General features: G+C 71.4%; 12 protein-coding genes. 6 read left to right on the top strand and 6 right to left on the bottom strand.

The window, feature by feature from the left end:
- On the bottom strand, positions 1 to 490 hold a 490-nt coding region (locus ACWDCZ_RS34430; RefSeq protein ID WP_449817919.1), incomplete at its 3' end, for an ATP-binding protein.
- Between the two features lie 164 nt (positions 491 to 654).
- On the opposite strand from ACWDCZ_RS34430, the gene ACWDCZ_RS34425 reads away from it, so the two are divergent.
- From ACWDCZ_RS34425 to ACWDCZ_RS34415, 3 genes are all read left to right on the top strand, one after another.
- Positions 655 to 1467 (top strand): helix-turn-helix domain-containing protein, encoded by an 813-nt coding sequence (locus ACWDCZ_RS34425; RefSeq protein WP_259316735.1) that lies wholly within the window; start codon positions 655 to 657, stop codon positions 1465 to 1467.
- Positions 1464 to 1664, top strand: a complete 201-nt coding sequence (locus ACWDCZ_RS34420; RefSeq protein WP_375876966.1) for a DUF397 domain-containing protein — start codon at positions 1464 to 1466, stop codon at positions 1662 to 1664. The genes ACWDCZ_RS34425 and ACWDCZ_RS34420 overlap by 4 nt, the downstream gene beginning before the upstream one ends.
- Before the next feature lie 212 nt (positions 1665 to 1876).
- Entirely contained in the window at positions 1877 to 2749 is an 873-nt protein-coding gene (locus tag ACWDCZ_RS34415; RefSeq protein ID WP_449817918.1) for a hypothetical protein, read from the top strand.
- A gap of 369 nt (positions 2750 to 3118) precedes the next feature.
- Here the strand turns inward: ACWDCZ_RS34415 and ACWDCZ_RS34410 are convergent, their stop codons facing one another.
- The 4 genes from ACWDCZ_RS34410 to ACWDCZ_RS34395 form a co-directional block, all read right to left on the bottom strand.
- Positions 3119 to 3667, bottom strand: coding sequence for an ATP-binding protein (locus ACWDCZ_RS34410; RefSeq protein ID WP_079271892.1), 549 nt, complete (start codon positions 3665 to 3667; stop codon positions 3119 to 3121).
- Positions 3668 to 3816: 149 nt separating this feature from the next.
- Positions 3817 to 5061 (bottom strand): L,D-transpeptidase, encoded by a 1245-nt coding sequence (locus tag ACWDCZ_RS34405; RefSeq protein WP_449817917.1) that lies wholly within the window; start codon positions 5059 to 5061, stop codon positions 3817 to 3819.
- A gap of 185 nt (positions 5062 to 5246) precedes the next feature.
- Positions 5247 to 6500, bottom strand: a complete 1254-nt coding sequence (locus ACWDCZ_RS34400; RefSeq protein WP_234348164.1) for a L,D-transpeptidase — start codon at positions 6498 to 6500, stop codon at positions 5247 to 5249.
- A 196-nt stretch (positions 6501 to 6696) separates the two neighbouring features.
- On the bottom strand, positions 6697 to 7983 hold the full coding sequence (locus tag ACWDCZ_RS34395) for a L,D-transpeptidase (RefSeq protein ID WP_449817916.1): 1287 nt from the start codon (positions 7981 to 7983) through the stop codon (positions 6697 to 6699).
- Between the two features lie 175 nt (positions 7984 to 8158).
- Between ACWDCZ_RS34395 and glgX the strand changes: the two genes are divergently transcribed.
- Positions 8159 to 10324 carry a glycogen debranching protein GlgX gene (gene glgX, locus ACWDCZ_RS34390; RefSeq protein ID WP_449817915.1) on the top strand — a complete coding sequence of 722 codons (2166 nt, stop codon included), beginning with the start codon at positions 8159 to 8161 and terminating at the stop codon, positions 10322 to 10324.
- Positions 10325 to 10331: 7 nt separating this feature from the next.
- Here the strand turns inward: glgX and ACWDCZ_RS34385 are convergent, their stop codons facing one another.
- Complete coding sequence (locus ACWDCZ_RS34385) at positions 10332 to 11759, bottom strand: family 2B encapsulin nanocompartment shell protein (protein WP_074001470.1); 1428 nt, start codon at positions 11757 to 11759, stop codon at positions 10332 to 10334.
- Between the two features lie 234 nt (positions 11760 to 11993).
- On the opposite strand from ACWDCZ_RS34385, the gene ACWDCZ_RS34380 reads away from it, so the two are divergent.
- Together ACWDCZ_RS34380 and ACWDCZ_RS34375 are read left to right on the top strand one after the other, a co-directional pair.
- Positions 11994 to 13868, top strand: coding sequence for an ABC transporter ATP-binding protein (locus ACWDCZ_RS34380; RefSeq protein ID WP_449817914.1), 1875 nt, complete (start codon positions 11994 to 11996; stop codon positions 13866 to 13868).
- Positions 13865 to 15712 (top strand): ABC transporter ATP-binding protein, encoded by a 1848-nt coding sequence (locus tag ACWDCZ_RS34375; protein WP_074001468.1) that lies wholly within the window; start codon positions 13865 to 13867, stop codon positions 15710 to 15712. Before ACWDCZ_RS34380 ends, ACWDCZ_RS34375 begins: the two co-directional genes overlap by 4 nt.
- Positions 15713 to 15871 lie beyond the last annotated feature (159 nt).

Raw genomic sequence — 15871 nt, 5'->3', positions numbered from 1 at the left:
TTTCGACGCCAGGTAAGCCATTGGGCCCAGGAATAACCTCCGAATTCCTCCCGGCTATGCCAGGGATACAACCAGGCGCTTTCAGGGCGCACTCGCACCAGACGGTCTTGCCGATGTAGCCGTCACCGCGCAGGTGGGCGCCCCACGAGGTGGCCAGGGCGGCGACGAGTTCGAGGCCCCGGCCGGACTCGTCGTCCGGGGTGGCCTCGCACGGGGTCGGGAGGGTGGAGTTCGCGTCCGAGACCTCGATCCGGAGCAGGGAGTCGGTGGGGAGGAGGATCCGGACACCGATCATCCGGTCACGCGGGGAACGGGCGTGGCGGCAGGCGTTGGTGACGAGTTCGCTGAGGAGGATCAGCCCGGTCTCGGCGGAGTCGATGGGCACCTCCCACTCGAAGACCTGCCGGATGAACCGGATACGGGCACGGCCGGCGCTGCGGGGGAGCCGGGGGAACATCCACTCGACGACATCGGCGGGCTGAGTGAGCATCAGGGTCCTTGAGGGGTGTGTACGGACGGCGTCACTCGGGAGAGCTGAGTTCGGCCTTTTCACCCTTCAAGCGTCGGCAGCCGGGCATAGCCTCAGCAGTTACACCGCAGGTACAACGAGAGCTTGAACCGCCCTGTGACCAGGGCAGGGAGGAGCGCGGGATCGTGAGCGCGCCGAAAGAGAACCCCATGGCGTGGAAGTACTGCGGTGATCAGCTCAAGCGGTGGCGCGCGACGGCGGGCGTGACCCGGGAGCAGCTGAGCAGGGCGGCCTCCTACGACGTCGAGAGCGTGCGGTCGATGGAGGCGGGGCGGCGGAAGCCGACGCTCAAGTTGCTCCAGGCGGCAGATGATCTGTGTGATGCGAAGGGGATGCTGCTGGGAGCGGCTGCGTTCCTGGCACCCGAGAAGTTTCCGTCCTATTCACAGGGCTACACGGATGCCGAAGCCGACGCAATCGCGATCCACACCTACGAAGCCCTGCTTATCCCGGGACTGCTCCAGACAGAGGAGTACGCCCGAGAGCTGATCAGTCACGCCTGTCCGCCCCTGGACGACGAGACCGTCGAAGCGCGCGTCGCGGGCCGAATGCAACGCCAGGAGAAGCTGGCGAACTCGCCGACGGTGCTGTTCGGTTTCGTGATCTACGAGGCTGCGTTGCGGGCAAAGGTCGGCAGCGCAGGGCTAATGAAGAGGCAACTCGCGCACATCATCGACATGAGCAGCCTGCGGAACGTCGCGATCCAAGTGCTTCCTGCAGATCGTGCGGCATACCCCGCCCTCGGCGGCCCCATCATCCTGCTGGAGACGGCCAACAATGAGCAGCTGGCCTACGTGGAAGGGCACCGAACCGGGGTGCTGCACACCGATGCGGACAAGGTGAACGTCCTCAGGCAGCGGCATGGAATGATCCGCACGCAAGCCCTCAGTATCGAGGAGTCCGTAGAGTTCATCAGGAAAGTCTCGGAGGAGCTATGAGTGCCGAAGTCGGCTGGTTCAAATCCAGCTACAGCGACGACAACGGCGGAGCCTGTGTCGAGGTAGCCTCCTCCCCCTCCACCATCCACATCCGCGACTCCAAGGACAAGGCCGGCCCGACCCTCACCTTCTCCCCCGAGGCCTGGTCCGCCTTTGTCACCTTCGCCGCCGAAGCTCAAGTGACACGAGCCGAGTGACCCCTTAATGGAACGGTGAGGTAACTACCTCCCAACCACTCCCGTACGCAGCACATATGACTTATCGTCACGACTACACCACAGCCGGTTCCCCCGTGTAGCGTGCGCACCAACGAAACAACCCCCGCCGGTGCTACCAACACCGAACGGGGGTCTGACCGGCACGATCGAAATGCGAGCTCGATCCTGTGGCTACCCACGACTCTACCGCCATGGCCACCCCTGGGTACGGCAAGCAGTCCGCCCCGGAGCAACTCCCCCGCTCCGCGCGCGACTTCGCCCACCTCCCGGCCCGCGAGGCCTACCTCGCCTCGCTCATCGACCATCTCCCCGACGGCGCCGCCATGGACGCGAAGACCCTCGCCGTCCTCCAGCCCCACTACGGGCAGATGGCCTGCCGCTCGGCCCTCACCAAGCTCTCCACCGCAGGTCACCTGCGTCGCGTCCGTGAGCGCCTCGACTCCCGCCAGTGCCGCTGGGTCTTCCGCACCTACTTCTCCCGGACGCCCCGCTCCGACGGCTGGTGGGCGCACTTCCTCTCCACCGGGGAGGCGTCAACGCCCGCCGCACCCGATCCCCCCAGGGAGCGAACGCTCAACCGCACCTCCCCCACCTCGGCCGCCTACGCCGCCCTCGCCGGCCTCGGCCTGGTCGACCCCCGCCTCGCCCTCTCCGCCGCCGACTGCGCCGCGCTCGAACCGCTGGCCGCCGAGTGGCTGGACCGGGGGACCACGCTCCCCCTCTTCACCGCCGCGCTCACCGCGAACCTGCCGCCGGACATCCACAGCCCGGCGGGCTTCACCCGGCGCCGTCTGATCGACAAGCTGCCACCCGAACGTCCGCAGGCCCCGCGTCCCCCGCAGCCGGTCCCCATCCCCGAGTGCACCGACTGCCGCACCCCCTGTCGCCCGCACGCCCTCCTCGGCGGCCTCTGCCGCGCCTGCCGCAGCACCCCCGGCGCCCCACCGGCCGCACCACCCCGCCCCGGCACCCTCTCCCCGGCCGCCGTCCACCGCCACGCCGCCCGCGCCAGGGGCGCACTCCGGCGGGACAGCGCCCCGCCCCTCCCCCTGCGAGCCCCTTGACGCCGAGCCCCGGCAGACCTCGCCGTCACAGGCAAGCAGGCCCGTGATCATGAATATTCACAGGCGGCAGCGTTAACCTATGCAAAATCCAAAGGTGAACTACGTAACATGCCTTGCATTCGAAGTCATCTGGTTTGCCCGCATGCTGAGATCCGTGCGATAGTCGAAGCAGCCCAACGGCGGGCGACACCGCACGCCGCCCTGGGTTGATGACTTCGGCGGGCCCGACCTGGCACTGCCGACGCCCATCGCGCGGCACGCACCCCCTTGGCCGGCGCGATGACTTGCAAGGGCCCCCGCCCGCCGGACCACGGCGAATCCGGGGGCCCTGCGCGTTTCCCCACAAAAAACGCCGACCGGCCGGACGCCTCAGCCCCGCTCGCGCACCTTCAGCTCGAACCAGACACCCTTGCCCCGCGGCAGCAGGTCGGCGCCCCAGCGGTCGGCGAGGTCGTCGACGACCCTCAGCCCCCGCCCGCGCTCGTTCACCGGCTGGGCCTCGGCGAGGATCATGCAGGGCAGCGCCCGGGAGGAGTCCCGGACCTCGATCCGGAGCCAGCCGGGCTTGCGGCTGACGTGCAGTCCGATGGTGCGGCCGGCCGCGTGCCGCACCGCGTTGGACACCAGCTCGCTGGTGAGCAGTTCCCCGGCCTCCAGGTGCTGGTGGAGCTCCCAGGACTCCAGGACCGAGAGCACCAGCCGACGGGCCACCGGGCCCGACTCCGGCCGGGAGGGCAGCCGTACCTCGTTGGGCGCGGACTGGTCGCACAGTCTGCTGGAATACATCTCCTCCAGCTCCGCGGAGGTGAGCCGCTCCAACGCCGAGAGCCCGCCGCCCTGGACGTCGATCCAGGACACTTCGGCGACCACGCCGGCCCCGGAAACCAATGACTGATCTGCTTCGCCCCAACCCGCCATGCGGACCATCATTGCGGAACGCAAGCAGCCGCGTACGGACAATGAGCAAACGATCTCTCCGCGTCGGCATATGCCGGATGCAAGAAGGGGTCCCCCCGGGCCGACTTCCGTCAATCCCGGGTTGACCCCTCCCCCACCTCAGCGGCGGTTTACCAGGCGCTCCACGGGACGTTCCAGCCGCTCAGCCCGTTCGACGGGTCGAGCGTCTCCTTCCTGATCGAGTTCTTCACGATCATCACGTCACCGATCAGCGAGCCGTCGTAGAACTTGCCCGCCGACGTGCCGGAGCCGCCGCCCTCGACGTCCTTGAGGCCCACGCAGCCGTGGCTGACGTTGTCCTCGCCGAAGGTCCTGCTGCTGCTCCAGTAGTTGCCGTGCACGTACGTGCCGGAGTCGGTGAGCCGCATCGAGTGCGGGACCTGGAGGTCGTACGGCGCGCCGGTCATGCCGGGCATGCTGCTGGACTGCATCCGCACCACGCCCTCCTTGGACATCACCACCATCGTGCCGTTCCAGGTGGGGTGTTCGGGTGCGCCGGCGCTGATGTCGATCTCGCTCGACTGGCCACCCTGTACGACCGTCATCTTGTGCGCAGCGGCGTCAACCGTCGAAATCTGGGACCGCCCGATCGTGAAGGGCTCGTCCCGGTCCGCGCCGTACACCCCGGGGGCGATCTCGACGCTCTTCAGCCGGTACTTGACGGTCACCTTGGTGTCCGGCGCCCAGTACTGCTCGGGGCGGAAGTCCAGCCGGCGGTCGCCGAACCAATGGCCCTTGACCACGGTGCCGTTGCTGGTCTCGAAGCTGATGCCGCGGGCGACCTCGTCCCGGTTCTTCACGTCCTTGCTGAAGTTCACCGAGACGATCATGCCGACGCCGTAGGTGGCGTTGTCGTCCACGTTGTCCGAGGCCTTGGCGAGCGCCGTCGGGGTCAGCGTGGTGAAGTCGCTGTCCGCCGTGGCGACCGCGCCGTCGGCGTCCGCGGCCATCGCGCTGACCCGGTAGGCGGTGCCCACCTCCAGGCCCGCCGTGGGCGTCCAGGAGGCGCCGTCGGCGGAGATCGTCCCGGGGACCTCCTTGCCGCTCTTGTCGCTCACCTTGACGGTGGTCAGCTTGCCCCCGGTCGCGCCGACCTTGAGCGCGTTCGGCGCCACGTCCACCGAGCCGGCCTTGGGCTCGATGCTCACCGCGGCCGTGGAGACCTTCGGCGTCTTGCTGCTGGGCGCCGCCTCCGTGGGCTTGGCGCTCGCCGCGCCGGCCGCCAGATCGGCCTTGGCCGCGCTCCCCCCGCCCCCGTTCCCCCCGTTTGCCCCGCTGCCCCCACCACAGGCGGCCGTCAGCGCCATCGCCCCGCCGACCAGACCGACGGCCACCACTCTGCGTATCGACCTCATCGTCGATTCCCTCCCTCAGAAGATCCGAGAAACTCCCCGTGGACCCGACGGACCCGACCGGTATACGCAACCGGCCACCGGAAAGGTTGCGCCATGCGCGGGGCTGCTCGCCCCGGAAACCGCGGCGGCCCGACCCCAACGAGTGAGGACCGGGCCGCACGACGGACGACAGACGCCGAAGGGGCCTACCAGGCGGCCCAGTCGACGTTCCAGCCGCCGAGCCCGTTGGAGGGCGCGACGGTCTTCTCCTTGGTGTTCACGACCTTGATCGGGTCACCGATCATCGAGTCGTTGAAGAACTTGCCGGCGACGGAGGAGTCGCTGCCGCCCTTCACGTCCTGCATCGACACGCAGCCGTGGCTGGCGTTGGTCTTGCCGAACGGGCTGGCCCAGTAGTTGCCGTGCACGAAGGTGCCGGAGGTGGTCAGCCGCATCGCGTGCGGCACGTCCTGGATGTCGTACTCGCCGCCGAGACCGACGGTCTGCGAGTTCATCCGGGTGACCTTCTCCTTGGACATGACCACCATCGTCCCGCCCCAGGACGGCGTGGCGTCCGCGCCGAGGGTGACCGGCAGGGTGGTGCTCTTGCCGTCCCGCTCGACGGTCATCTGGTGCGCCTTGGCGTCCGCGGTGGAGACCATCGACCGGCCGATGGTGAACGGCTCGTCCTTGTCCACGTCGCCGTAGATGCCGGGGGCGACCTCGACGTTCTTCAGCCGGTACTTGACGGTCACCTTGGTGCCCGGCGCCCAGTACGCCTCCGGACGGAAGTCCACCCGGCGGTCGCCGAACCAGTGGCCCTTCACCACGGTGCCGTTGCTGCTCTCGATGGAGATGCCCTTGACGACGGCGTCCTTGTTCTTGACGTCCTTGTTGAAGTTCACCGAGACGATCATGCCGACGCCGTAGGTGGCGCCGTCGCTGATGTTGTCGTTGGTGGAGATCTTCTTCTCCGGCGTCAGCGTGGTGAACGAGGTGGTGGACGCGGCCACCAGGCCCTCGCCGTCCTTCGCCTGGGCGTTCACCTTGTACGCCATGCCGACCGCGAGCGCGCCCGCGGGCTTCCAGCCGGAGCCGTCCGGGGTGATCGCGCCCTCGACCGGCTTGCCGTCCTTGTCGGTCACCTCGACCGTCGTCAGCTTGCCGTTCGAGACGGACACCTGCAGCCCGTTCGGCGGGACGTCCAGGGCACCGTCCTTCGGCTCCACGGCCAGCACCGCGGCCGAGGGCTTCGGCGTGGCCGACCCGCCCCCGTCCGCCGCGGCCGAGGCCGCGCTGCCGCCGCCCGAACCCCCCGTACCGCCCGAACCACTGCCCTTGTCGTCGCCACAGGCCGCGGTGAGCAGCAGTACCCCGCCCATGACCAGCGCCATCGCACTCTTCCGCCCGTAGCGGTTGGTGGTGCGTATCGCGGTGCCGGCCGTCTTCCCCGTCTTCACGGTTTCTCCCCTCCCGGTATTCACTCTCTTGACGCGTTGAGTGCCCCCGTGAGTTGCACCGGACGTGGATCTTTCCGGGCCGGGCTGCGGGCGCGCCGGAGCAGGATAGCTAAGCCGTCCGAGTGAAACCTGAGAGGAGTCGGTTGACGCGGGCGTGAAACCGTGGTGAAGACAGGACGTAACGGGCGAACGGGACTTACGGCAGCGCCGAAGCCGACGGAGGAGCCGCCGAAGCGGACGCGGTGGCCGCCGCCCCCCGGCCCAGCGCGCTCCCCGCCACCCACTGCTCCCACGGCACGTTCCAGCCGTTCAGCCCGTTCTGCGGCGGCACGAAGTCCCCGGACGAGGCCTTCACCTCCAGCACGTCCCCCTCCAGGGTGTGCTCGAACAGCCAGCCCGCCGGGGAGTCCTTGCTCGCCCCGCCCTTGGCGTCGGAGAGCCCGATGCAGCCGTGACTAGTGTTCGCCGAGCCGAACACCCCCGGGTCCGCCCAGTAGTTGCCGTGCACGAAGGTGCCGGAGGCGGTCAGCCGCATCGCGTGCGGGACGTCCTTGATGTCGTACTCGTCGCCCATGCCGACGGTCTGCGAGTTCATCCTGGTCACCTTGTACTTCTCCGACACCACCATCACCCCCCGGTAGGTGGAGTGGTCCCGGCTGCCGCCGGAGACCTTGAGCACCCGGACCACCTTGCCGCCCTGCCCCGCCCGGACGGTCAGGGTGTGGGCGTCCAGGTCGACGGTGGAGACCTGCGCCCGCCCGACGGTGAAGTGCAGCTCCCGGCTCTGGGTGCCGTACTCCCCCGGCGCGCCCTGCACGTCCTTCAGCCGCAGCGCCACCGTGACCCTCGTCCCGGCCGCCCAGTACGCCTGCGGGCGGAAGTCCAGCCGCTGCCCGTCGAACCAGTGCGCGGCCACCGGCACCGGCGGATCGGCGGTGACCTGCACCGCCTTCTCCACCGCCGCCCGGTCGGTGATCGGACGGCTGAACCGCAGCGAGACCGGCATCCCGACCCCGACCGTGGAACCGTCCTCCGGGGTGAAGAACGCCACGAAGGTGTGCGTCGGGGTGACGGTCGTGAACGCCGAGTGCTGCGCCGCCCGCTGCCCCTGGTCGTCCTCCGCCACGGAGTCCACCGTGAAGGCCGTCCCGAGCGGCAGCGGCCCGTCCGGCGCCCACTCGCCGCCGTCGGCCGCGATCGTGCCCGGCACCTCCGTGCCCTTCCCGTCCGCCAGCCGCACCGAGACCAGCCGCCCCTGCGCCACCGTCACCCGGACGGCCCCCTCGGGCCGCACGTCCTGAGCCCCGTCCACCGGCTGCACCGAGAGCACCGCCCGCGAGGGCGCCGCCGGGGCCGTACGCCCGCCCGGCCCCACCGCGTCCCCGTCCGGCACGCCCGGAGGCCCGCCGCACCCCGCCAGGACCGCCACGCAGCAGGCCACCGCCGCCACGCCCCGCGCCCACACCCGTCCACGGCGCCGCATCCCGGGGCCCTCCCACTGTTCAAGTCCGATGCCCGGAACAACGAGAACCCTCCCAACGAAGACACGCCGCCCCCGAAACCCCCGCTCCCGAAACCCCGGACCGCTTCCGGCCAACACATTCCGGGAAAGAGAAGGTGAATGGACCCAGAACACCCCGCCCAGGGAGGCCCCCGCCATGGCGTCAGAACAGCAGCTGAACCCCGGCAGCTGCCAACCCCTCGGCGCCCGCTACCACCTGGACCGCACGGGCCGGCGAGGCACCAACTTCGCCCTCTGGGCCCCCGCCGCCGAAGCCGTCGAACTGTGCCTGTTCGACGAGGACGGCCAGGAGACCCGCCACCACCTCACCGAACAGGACGTCCAGGTCTGGCACGGCTTCCTCCCCGGCGTGCGCCCCGGCACCCGCTACGGCTACCGCGTGCACGGCCGCTGGGACCCGTGGACCGGCGCCCGCTGGAACCCCGCCAAGCTGCTGCTCGACCCGTACGCCCGCGCCGTCGACGGCTGTTACACCTCCCACGACGCCGCCTGCGCGGCCGTCCGCAACTGGCCCGAGGCGGACGTCGCCGACACCGTCCGGGACAACCGCGACTCCGCGCCGTACGTGCCCAGGTCCGTGGTCGTCCACGACGAGGACGACTGGTCCGACGACCGCCGCCCGAAGACCCCGTGGGCCGAGACCGTCCTCTACGAGCTGCACGTGCGCGGCTTCACCATGCGCCACCCCGACGTCCCCCCGCCCCTGCGCGGCACCTACGCCGGCCTCGCCCACCCCGCCGCCCTCGCCCACCTCACCCGCCTCGGGGTGACGGCCGTCGAACTGCTGCCGGTGCACCAGTACGCCAGCGAGGACCACCTCCAGGCCCGCGGCCTGGTCAACTACTGGGGCTACAACACGATCGGCTACTTCGCCCCGCACGCCGGCTACTCCGCCTCCGGCTCCCGCGGCGGCCAGGTCGGCGAGTTCAAACGGATGGTCCGCGCCCTGCACGCCGCCGGGATCGAGGTGATCCTGGACGTGGTGTTCAACCACACCGCCGAGGGCGCCGAACTCGGCCCCTCGCTCAGCCTCCGCGGCATCGACAACGCCGCCTACTACCGCCTCCCGCCCAACCGCCCGCGCGGCTACGCCGACTACACCGGCTGCGGCAACACCCTGGACACCCGCCGCCCCCAGGTGATCCGGCTGGTCACCGACTCGCTGCGGTACTGGGTCACCGAGATGGGCGTGGACGGCTTCCGCTTCGACCTGGCCGCCGCCCTGGCCCGCGGCGGCACGAACGGCGGCGACGCCGTCGACACCGACCACCCCTTCCTCGCCGCCGTCGCCCAGGACCCGGTGCTGAACCGGGTGAAGCTGATCGCCGAACCCTGGGACGTCGGCCCCGGCGGCTACCAGGTCGGCGGCTTCCCCCCGCTGTGGGCCGAGTGGAACGACAAGTACCGCGACACCGTCCGGGACTTCTGGCGCGGCGCCCGCCCGGACGTCCGCGAACTCGGCTACCGCCTCTCCGGCTCCTCCGACCTCTACCAGCGGGCCGGCCGCCGCCCGTACGCCTCGGTCAACTACGTGACGGCGCACGACGGTTTCACCCTGCGCGACCTGGTCTCCTACGACCGCAAGCACAACGAGGCCAACGGCGAGGACAACCGGGACGGCACCGACGACAACCGCTCCTGGAACCACGGCGCCGAGGGCGAGACCACCGACGAGCAGGTCAACCGGCTGCGCCTGCGCCAACTGCGCAACCTGACGGCCACCCTGCTGCTCTCCGCCGGCGTCCCGATGCTCACCGCCGGGGACGAACTCGGCCGCACCCAGGGCGGCAACAACAACGCCTACTGCCAGGACAACGAGGTCGGCTGGCTGGACTGGTCCCTGCTGGAACAGCCCGGCTGGCAGGAGCTGTGCGCGCTCACCGCCCGGCTGGTCCGGCTGCGCCGGGACCACCCGGTGCTGCACCGGCGGGCGTTCTTCTCCGGCCGGGCCACCACCCCCGGCGGTCGGCCCGACCTCACCTGGTTCACCCCGCACGGCACGGAGATGACCGAGGCCGACTGGTTCGCGCCCACCGCCTGCCTCGGCATGCTGCTCTCCGGCTCCGCACTGCCCGAACGGGACGAGGCCGGGCGGCCGATCGGCGACGACGGCTTCCTGCTGCTGCTCAACGCGGGCCACGAACCCGTGGTGTTCACCCTGCCCGCGGCGGCGCCGGCCCCCGGCTGGGAGCCCCTCGTCGACACCGCCGCCGCACACCCCGACGAACCGGCCCCGGCCGGCACCGTCGTGCTGGGCGGGCGCTCGCTGCGGCTGCTGCGCGCGCCCGCCCCCGCCACGTAGCCGGGGCTCAGCTCCCGGCGTGCCCGAGCTCGACGTTCTCCAGCACGCCGATCGCGTCCGGCACCAGCACCGCCGCCGAGTAGTAGGTGCTCACCAGGTAGGAGGCGATCGCCTTCTCGTCGATGCCCATGAAGCGGACGTTCAGGCCCGGCTCCACCTCGTCCGGGATGCCGATCTGGGTCAGGCCGACCACGCCCTGGTTGTCCTCGCCGACGCGCATCGCGATGAACGCGCTGGTCTGCTGGTCGGACACCGGGATCTTGTTGCACGGGAAGATCGGCACCCCGCGCCAGGTCGGCCGCTGCTTGCCGAGGACGTCCACGGTGGACGGGTAGACGCCGGCCCGGTTGCACTCCCGCTCGAAGGCCGCGATCGCGCGCGGGTGGGCGAACAGGTAGTCGGTGTCGCGGCGCATGCTCAGCAGCTCGTCCAGGTCGTCCGGGGTGGGCGCCCCGGCGCGGGTCTGGATCCGCTGGTCGAAGTCGGTGTTGCCGAGCAGGCCGAACTCCGGGTTGTTGATGATCTCGTGCTCCTGCCGCTCCCGCAGGGCCTCGATGGTCAGCCGCAGCTGCTCCTCGGTCTGGTTCATCGGCTGGTTGTAGAGGTCCGCGACCCGGCTGTGCACCTTGAGCACGGTCTGCGCGACGCTCAGCTCGTACTCGCGCGGCCTCAACTCGTAGTCCACGAAGGCGCCGGGCAGCTCGTACTCGCCCTGCCGGCCGGCCGCGAGGTCGATCTCCGCCTCGCCGTGCTCGTTCTGCGCCTGCGCGGCGTCGGCCGCGAAGCCCAGCAGTTGCTCGCGCAGCGACTCGGAACGGCCGATCAGCTCCTGGAGCACCGGCCAGGACAGCGCCATCGCGACCCCGGAGGTGCTCGCCTTCACGGTGTACGGCCAGCTGCCGCCGCCCTCGGTGATCGCCTCGTCGCCGACGTGGTCGCCGTCGGCGAGCGTGCCGAGCACCGTCACCTCGCCGTACTTGCCGGTGCCGATCCGGTCCACCTTGCCGTGCGCGATCAGGAACACCTCCTCGATCGGCGCCCCCTCCTGCACCAGCACCTCGCCCTGCGCGAAGTCCCGCTGCACGAACCGGCGGGCCAGCTCGGCCAGCACCTCCTCGTCCTCGAAGCCGCGCAGCGCCGGGACCTCCGCCAGCGAGGGGGCGATCACCGTCACCGCGGCGCCGGTCTTGGCGAAGCTCACCCGGCCGCGCCCGGGCGCGTAGCTCAGCCGCCGGTTGACCCGGTAGGTCCCCGCGCTGACCTGCACCCACGGCAGCATCTTCAGCAGCCAGCGGGAGGTGATCTCCTGCATCTGCGGCTTCGACTTGGTCGTCGTCGCCAGGTTCCTCGCCGCGGTCGTGCTGAGGCTGAGCTGGGCCCGTACCTGCACGATTGCCGAGCCGGGGCCGGGGGTGGGCTCGGTTTCGACCGTCATCTGTGCACTCCTGTCACTCACGCACCACTGGACATCCGTACAGGACGTGTCATCGGCTCATCGGCAGGCGCCCGCAAGAGGCGCACGGCGCACTCCTACCTGCACGAATGGCAGCGCACGCCCCCTAATTCGCGCCCGCACCGCCCGTCCGAGTGGCCGGTTCTCGCCGGGCGCCACCGACAGGGGCGAAAAACCGGATGAGAAATGACGGCCCGTCTGCCTACCCTCACCGCGATGGCCGAGAACAGACAAGACCCCGAGAACCCGACCCCGGGAAGCCCCCAGAGCGACGGAACCGGCTCCGCCGGGCCCGGGCCGCGGCACTCCACGGTCCGCTCCCTGCTGCGCCTGTGGCCGTACGCGCGCGCCGTCCGCGGCCGGCTGGCCGTCTCGGTGACGGCCGCCACCCTCGGCATGCTCAGCACCCTCGCCGTCCCGGTGGTCCTCGGCCTGATCGTGGACGGCCCGCTCGCCGAGCACGACCTGGCCGGCCTCTGGCCGCTGGTCGGCCTGCTGCTGGTCCTCGGCACGGTCGAGTCCGCGCTGTTCTACACCCGCCGGGTGGTGCTGGCCCGCCCGCTGGCCGGGCTGGAGACGGCGATGCGCGGGGACCTCTTCGCCAAGCTCCAGCGGCTGCCGGTCTCCTTCCACGACCGCTGGGGCTCCGGCCAGCTGCTCTCCCGGGCCACCGCCGACATGTACACCATGCGGCTGTTCCTGGCCTTCCCGCTGGTCTTCCTGATCGTCAACTCGGTGATGTTCCTGGCCGGCACCGTGGTGATGTTCACCCAGGACTGGCGGCTCGCGCTGATCGCCCTGGTGCCCGTCGTCCCGCTGTTCGTGCTCACCCGGCGGTTCGAGTCCGGCTTCTCCGGCGCCGCCCGGCTCGCCCAGGACCAGAACGGGGACATCGCCACCCTGGTCGAGGAGTCCGTCCTCGGCATCCGCATCCTCAAGGCCTTCGGCCGGCACCGGTCGATGACCGAGCGCTTCCGCGCCCAGGCCCAGGAGCTGCGCCGCACCGAACTGCGCAAGGCGCACCTGCTCGCCAACCTCTGGGCCGTCATCGTCGGCCTGCCGGAGATCGCGCTCGCCGGCGCCCTCGCCGTCGGCGCCTACCTGGTGGCCCACGACGACCTGAGCGCCGGCACCCTGGTCGCCTTCCTCTCCACCGCGCTCGCGCTGCGCTGGCCGGTCGAGTCGCTCGGCTGGCTGCTCGCCTACGCCAACGAGGCCGCCACCGCCACCGACCGCTTCTTCGAGGTGCTGGACGAGCCGGACACCCCCGAGGCGGACGCCCCCGCCCCGGGCACCGCCGCCGCGCCCACCGCCCCGGACGGCATCCGCTTCACCGGCGTCCGCTTCCGCTACCCCGACGCCCCCGACGGCAGCCCCGACCTGCTGGCCGGCGTCGACCTGCACATCCGCAGCGGCGAGACGATGGCCCTGGTCGGCGCCACCGGCAGCGGCAAGACCACCCTCACCGCCCTGCTCCCCCGGCTGTACGAGGCCACCGCCGGCACCATCACGCTGGACGGCCGGGACATCCGCGAACTGCCCCGGCCGCGGCTGCGCGAACTCGTCTCGGTCGCCTTCGAGGAGCCCACCCTGTTCTCCGCCACCGTCCGGGAGAACGTCCTGATGGGCGCCCCGGGCGCCGGCGAGGAACAGCTGCGCACCGCCCTCGACACCGCCCAGGCCGGCTTCGTCGAGAAGCTCCCGAACGGCCCGGACACCGAGGTCGGCGAGCAGGGCCTGAGCCTGTCCGGCGGCCAGCGCCAGCGCCTCGCGCTGGCCCGCGCGGTGGTCGGCGACCCGGCCTTCCTGGTCCTGGACGACCCGCTCTCCGCCCTGGACGTGCACACCGAGGCCCTGGTCGAGCGGGCCCTGCGCGAGGTCCTCGGCACCACCACCGCCCTGGTCGTCGCCCACCGCCCCAGCACCGTGCTGCTCGCCGACCGGGTCGCGGTGCTGGCGGACGGCCGGATCACGGCCGTCGGCACCCACCAGGAACTGCTGCGCGACTGCGCGCACTACCGGGAACTGATGTCGGGCGAGGCCGCCCTGATACCCGACGGCCCCCTCGCACCGGAAGGAGCGCGCGCATGACCACCACCGCCGAACCCGTACGGGCCGAACCCGTCGCGCCGGCCGAGGAGGAGCTCCCCCCGCCGCCCGCCGACGAGGAGGACATCCCCGTCCCGCCGGGCGCGCCCCGGGCGCTGCTGCGCTCGCTGCTGCGCACCCACCGGGCCCGGATCACCGTCGCGATGGTGGTGATCCTGGTCCAGCAGGCCGCGCTCCAGTCCGGCCCGCTGCTGGTCGCGGTGGCGATGGACCGCGGCATCCCGGCGCTGCGCGAGCACGACTCCGGCCCGCTGGTCGCGGTGGTCGCGGCCTACCTGTTCTGCGCGCTGCTCAGCCCGGTGCTGCAGTGGGTCTTCATCAAGATCAGCGCCCGGGTCAACCAGGACATCGTGCTGGAGCTGCGCGGCCGGATCTTCCGGCACGCCCAGCGGCTCAGCCTGGACTTCCACGAGCGCTACACCTCGGGCCGGATCATCTCCCGCGCCACCAGCGACATCGACGCGCTGCGCGAGCTGCTCTCCGAGGGCCTCCAGGAGCTGCTGACGGTCCTGCTGTCGGTCTGCTACATCTCGGTGCTGCTGGTGGTGCTGGACTGGCGGCTCGGCCTGGTCTCGCTGGCGTCCTTCCTGCCGCTGGCCCTGATCGCCCACTCCTTCCGCCGCCGCTCGCGCCGGGTCTACCGGCGCTCGCGCACCTCGGCCGCCTCGCTGATCGTCCGCTTCACCGAGACCATGAACGGCATCCGCCCGGTGCAGGCCTTCCGCCGGGAGAAGGCCAACGACGCCGCCTTCGCCGTGGTCAACCGGCAGTCCGCCACCGCCACCGCGGACGGCCTGCTGGAGATCGCCCGCTACGTCGGCCTCTCCCGCCTCACCGCCAACCTGTGGTTCGCCGGCGTGGTGCTGCTCGGCGCCTACCTGGTCGTCGACGACGCGCTGGAGCTGGGCGTGCTCACCGCCTTCGCGCTCTACCTGCGCCGGCTCTTCGACCCGGTCGACCAGCTGGCGATGTTCCTGAACAGCTACCAGTCGGCCGCCGCCGCCCTGGAGAAGATCGCCGGCCTGCTCGCCCACGAGCCGACCGTCGCCGAGCCGGCCGAACCCGCCGAACTGCCGGAGGCCTCCGGCCAGGGCCGCGCGGTCGCCTTCGAGGGCACCCGCTTCGCCTACCGGACGGGCAAGGAGGTGCTGCCGGCCTTCGACCTGCTGATCCCCGCCGGGCAGACGGTCGCGGTGGTCGGCGCGACGGGCGCGGGCAAGTCCACGGTCGCCAAGCTGCTGGCCCGCTTCTACGACCCGACCGACGGCCGGATCCGGCTGGACGGCGTGGACCTGCGCGACCTGGCCACCCCCGAACTGCGGCGCGGCGTCGTGATGGTGACCCAGGAGTCCTTCCTGTTCTCCGGCACCGTCGCCGAGAACATCGCGGTCGGCCGCCCCGGCGCCACCCGGGAGGAGGTCGAGCAGGCCGCCCGGGACATCGGCGCGTACGAGTTCATCGCCGCCCTGCCGGACGGCTTCGACACCGACGTGCGCAAGCGCGGCGGCCGGATCTCGGCCGGCCAGCGCCAGCTGGTGGCCTTCGCCCGCGCGCTGCTGGCCGACCCGGCGGTGCTGATCCTGGACGAGGCGACCAGCTCGCTGGACGTCCCCGGGGAGCAGGCCGTGCAGCGGGCCATGCGCACCGTGCTGGCCGGCCGGACGGCCGTGATCATCGCCCACCGGCTCTCCACCGTGGAGATCGCCGACCGTGTCCTGGTGATGGACCAGGGCCGGATCGTGGAGGATGGCTCCCCACAGGAGCTGATCGACGGCTCCGGCCGTTTCGCCGCCCTCCACCGGGCCTGGCGGGACAGCCTGGTCTAGGGCCCCGGCCCGGACCCCACGAATGTGCCCGTCCGGGTGCGCCGTCACGCACCCGGCCGGGCATTCCCCACTTCCCGCACGGAAGTACGCGGGCGGCCGCCCACCCGGTTCACCACCAGTGGACGGCCGCCCGCGGCCTCAGCGCAGCAGCCCCGCGTC

Source organism: Kitasatospora sp. NPDC001225, from assembly GCF_053597855.1.
Note: the sequence above shows the minus strand (reverse complement) of the source record. Positions and strands in the feature narration are given on the sequence as shown.

What these genes read in the sequence shown, in the direction of transcription:
- ACWDCZ_RS34410 (WP_079271892.1), bottom strand. Translation starts at nt 3,667, where the DNA reads ATGGCGGGTTGGGGCGAAGCAGATCAGTCATTGGTTTCCGGGGCCGGC.
- ACWDCZ_RS34415 (WP_449817918.1), top strand. Translation starts at nt 1,877, where the DNA reads ATGGCCACCCCTGGGTACGGCAAGCAGTCCGCCCCGGAGCAACTCCCC.
- ACWDCZ_RS34385 (WP_074001470.1), bottom strand. Translation starts at nt 11,759, where the DNA reads ATGACGGTCGAAACCGAGCCCACCCCCGGCCCCGGCTCGGCAATCGTG.
- glgX (WP_449817915.1), top strand. Translation starts at nt 8,159, where the DNA reads ATGGCGTCAGAACAGCAGCTGAACCCCGGCAGCTGCCAACCCCTCGGC.
- ACWDCZ_RS34375 (WP_074001468.1), top strand. Translation starts at nt 13,865, where the DNA reads ATGACCACCACCGCCGAACCCGTACGGGCCGAACCCGTCGCGCCGGCC.
- ACWDCZ_RS34420 (WP_375876966.1), top strand. Translation starts at nt 1,464, where the DNA reads ATGAGTGCCGAAGTCGGCTGGTTCAAATCCAGCTACAGCGACGACAAC.
- ACWDCZ_RS34380 (WP_449817914.1), top strand. Translation starts at nt 11,994, where the DNA reads ATGGCCGAGAACAGACAAGACCCCGAGAACCCGACCCCGGGAAGCCCC.
- ACWDCZ_RS34405 (WP_449817917.1), bottom strand. Translation starts at nt 5,061, where the DNA reads ATGAGGTCGATACGCAGAGTGGTGGCCGTCGGTCTGGTCGGCGGGGCG.
- ACWDCZ_RS34395 (WP_449817916.1), bottom strand. Translation starts at nt 7,983, where the DNA reads ATGCGGCGCCGTGGACGGGTGTGGGCGCGGGGCGTGGCGGCGGTGGCC.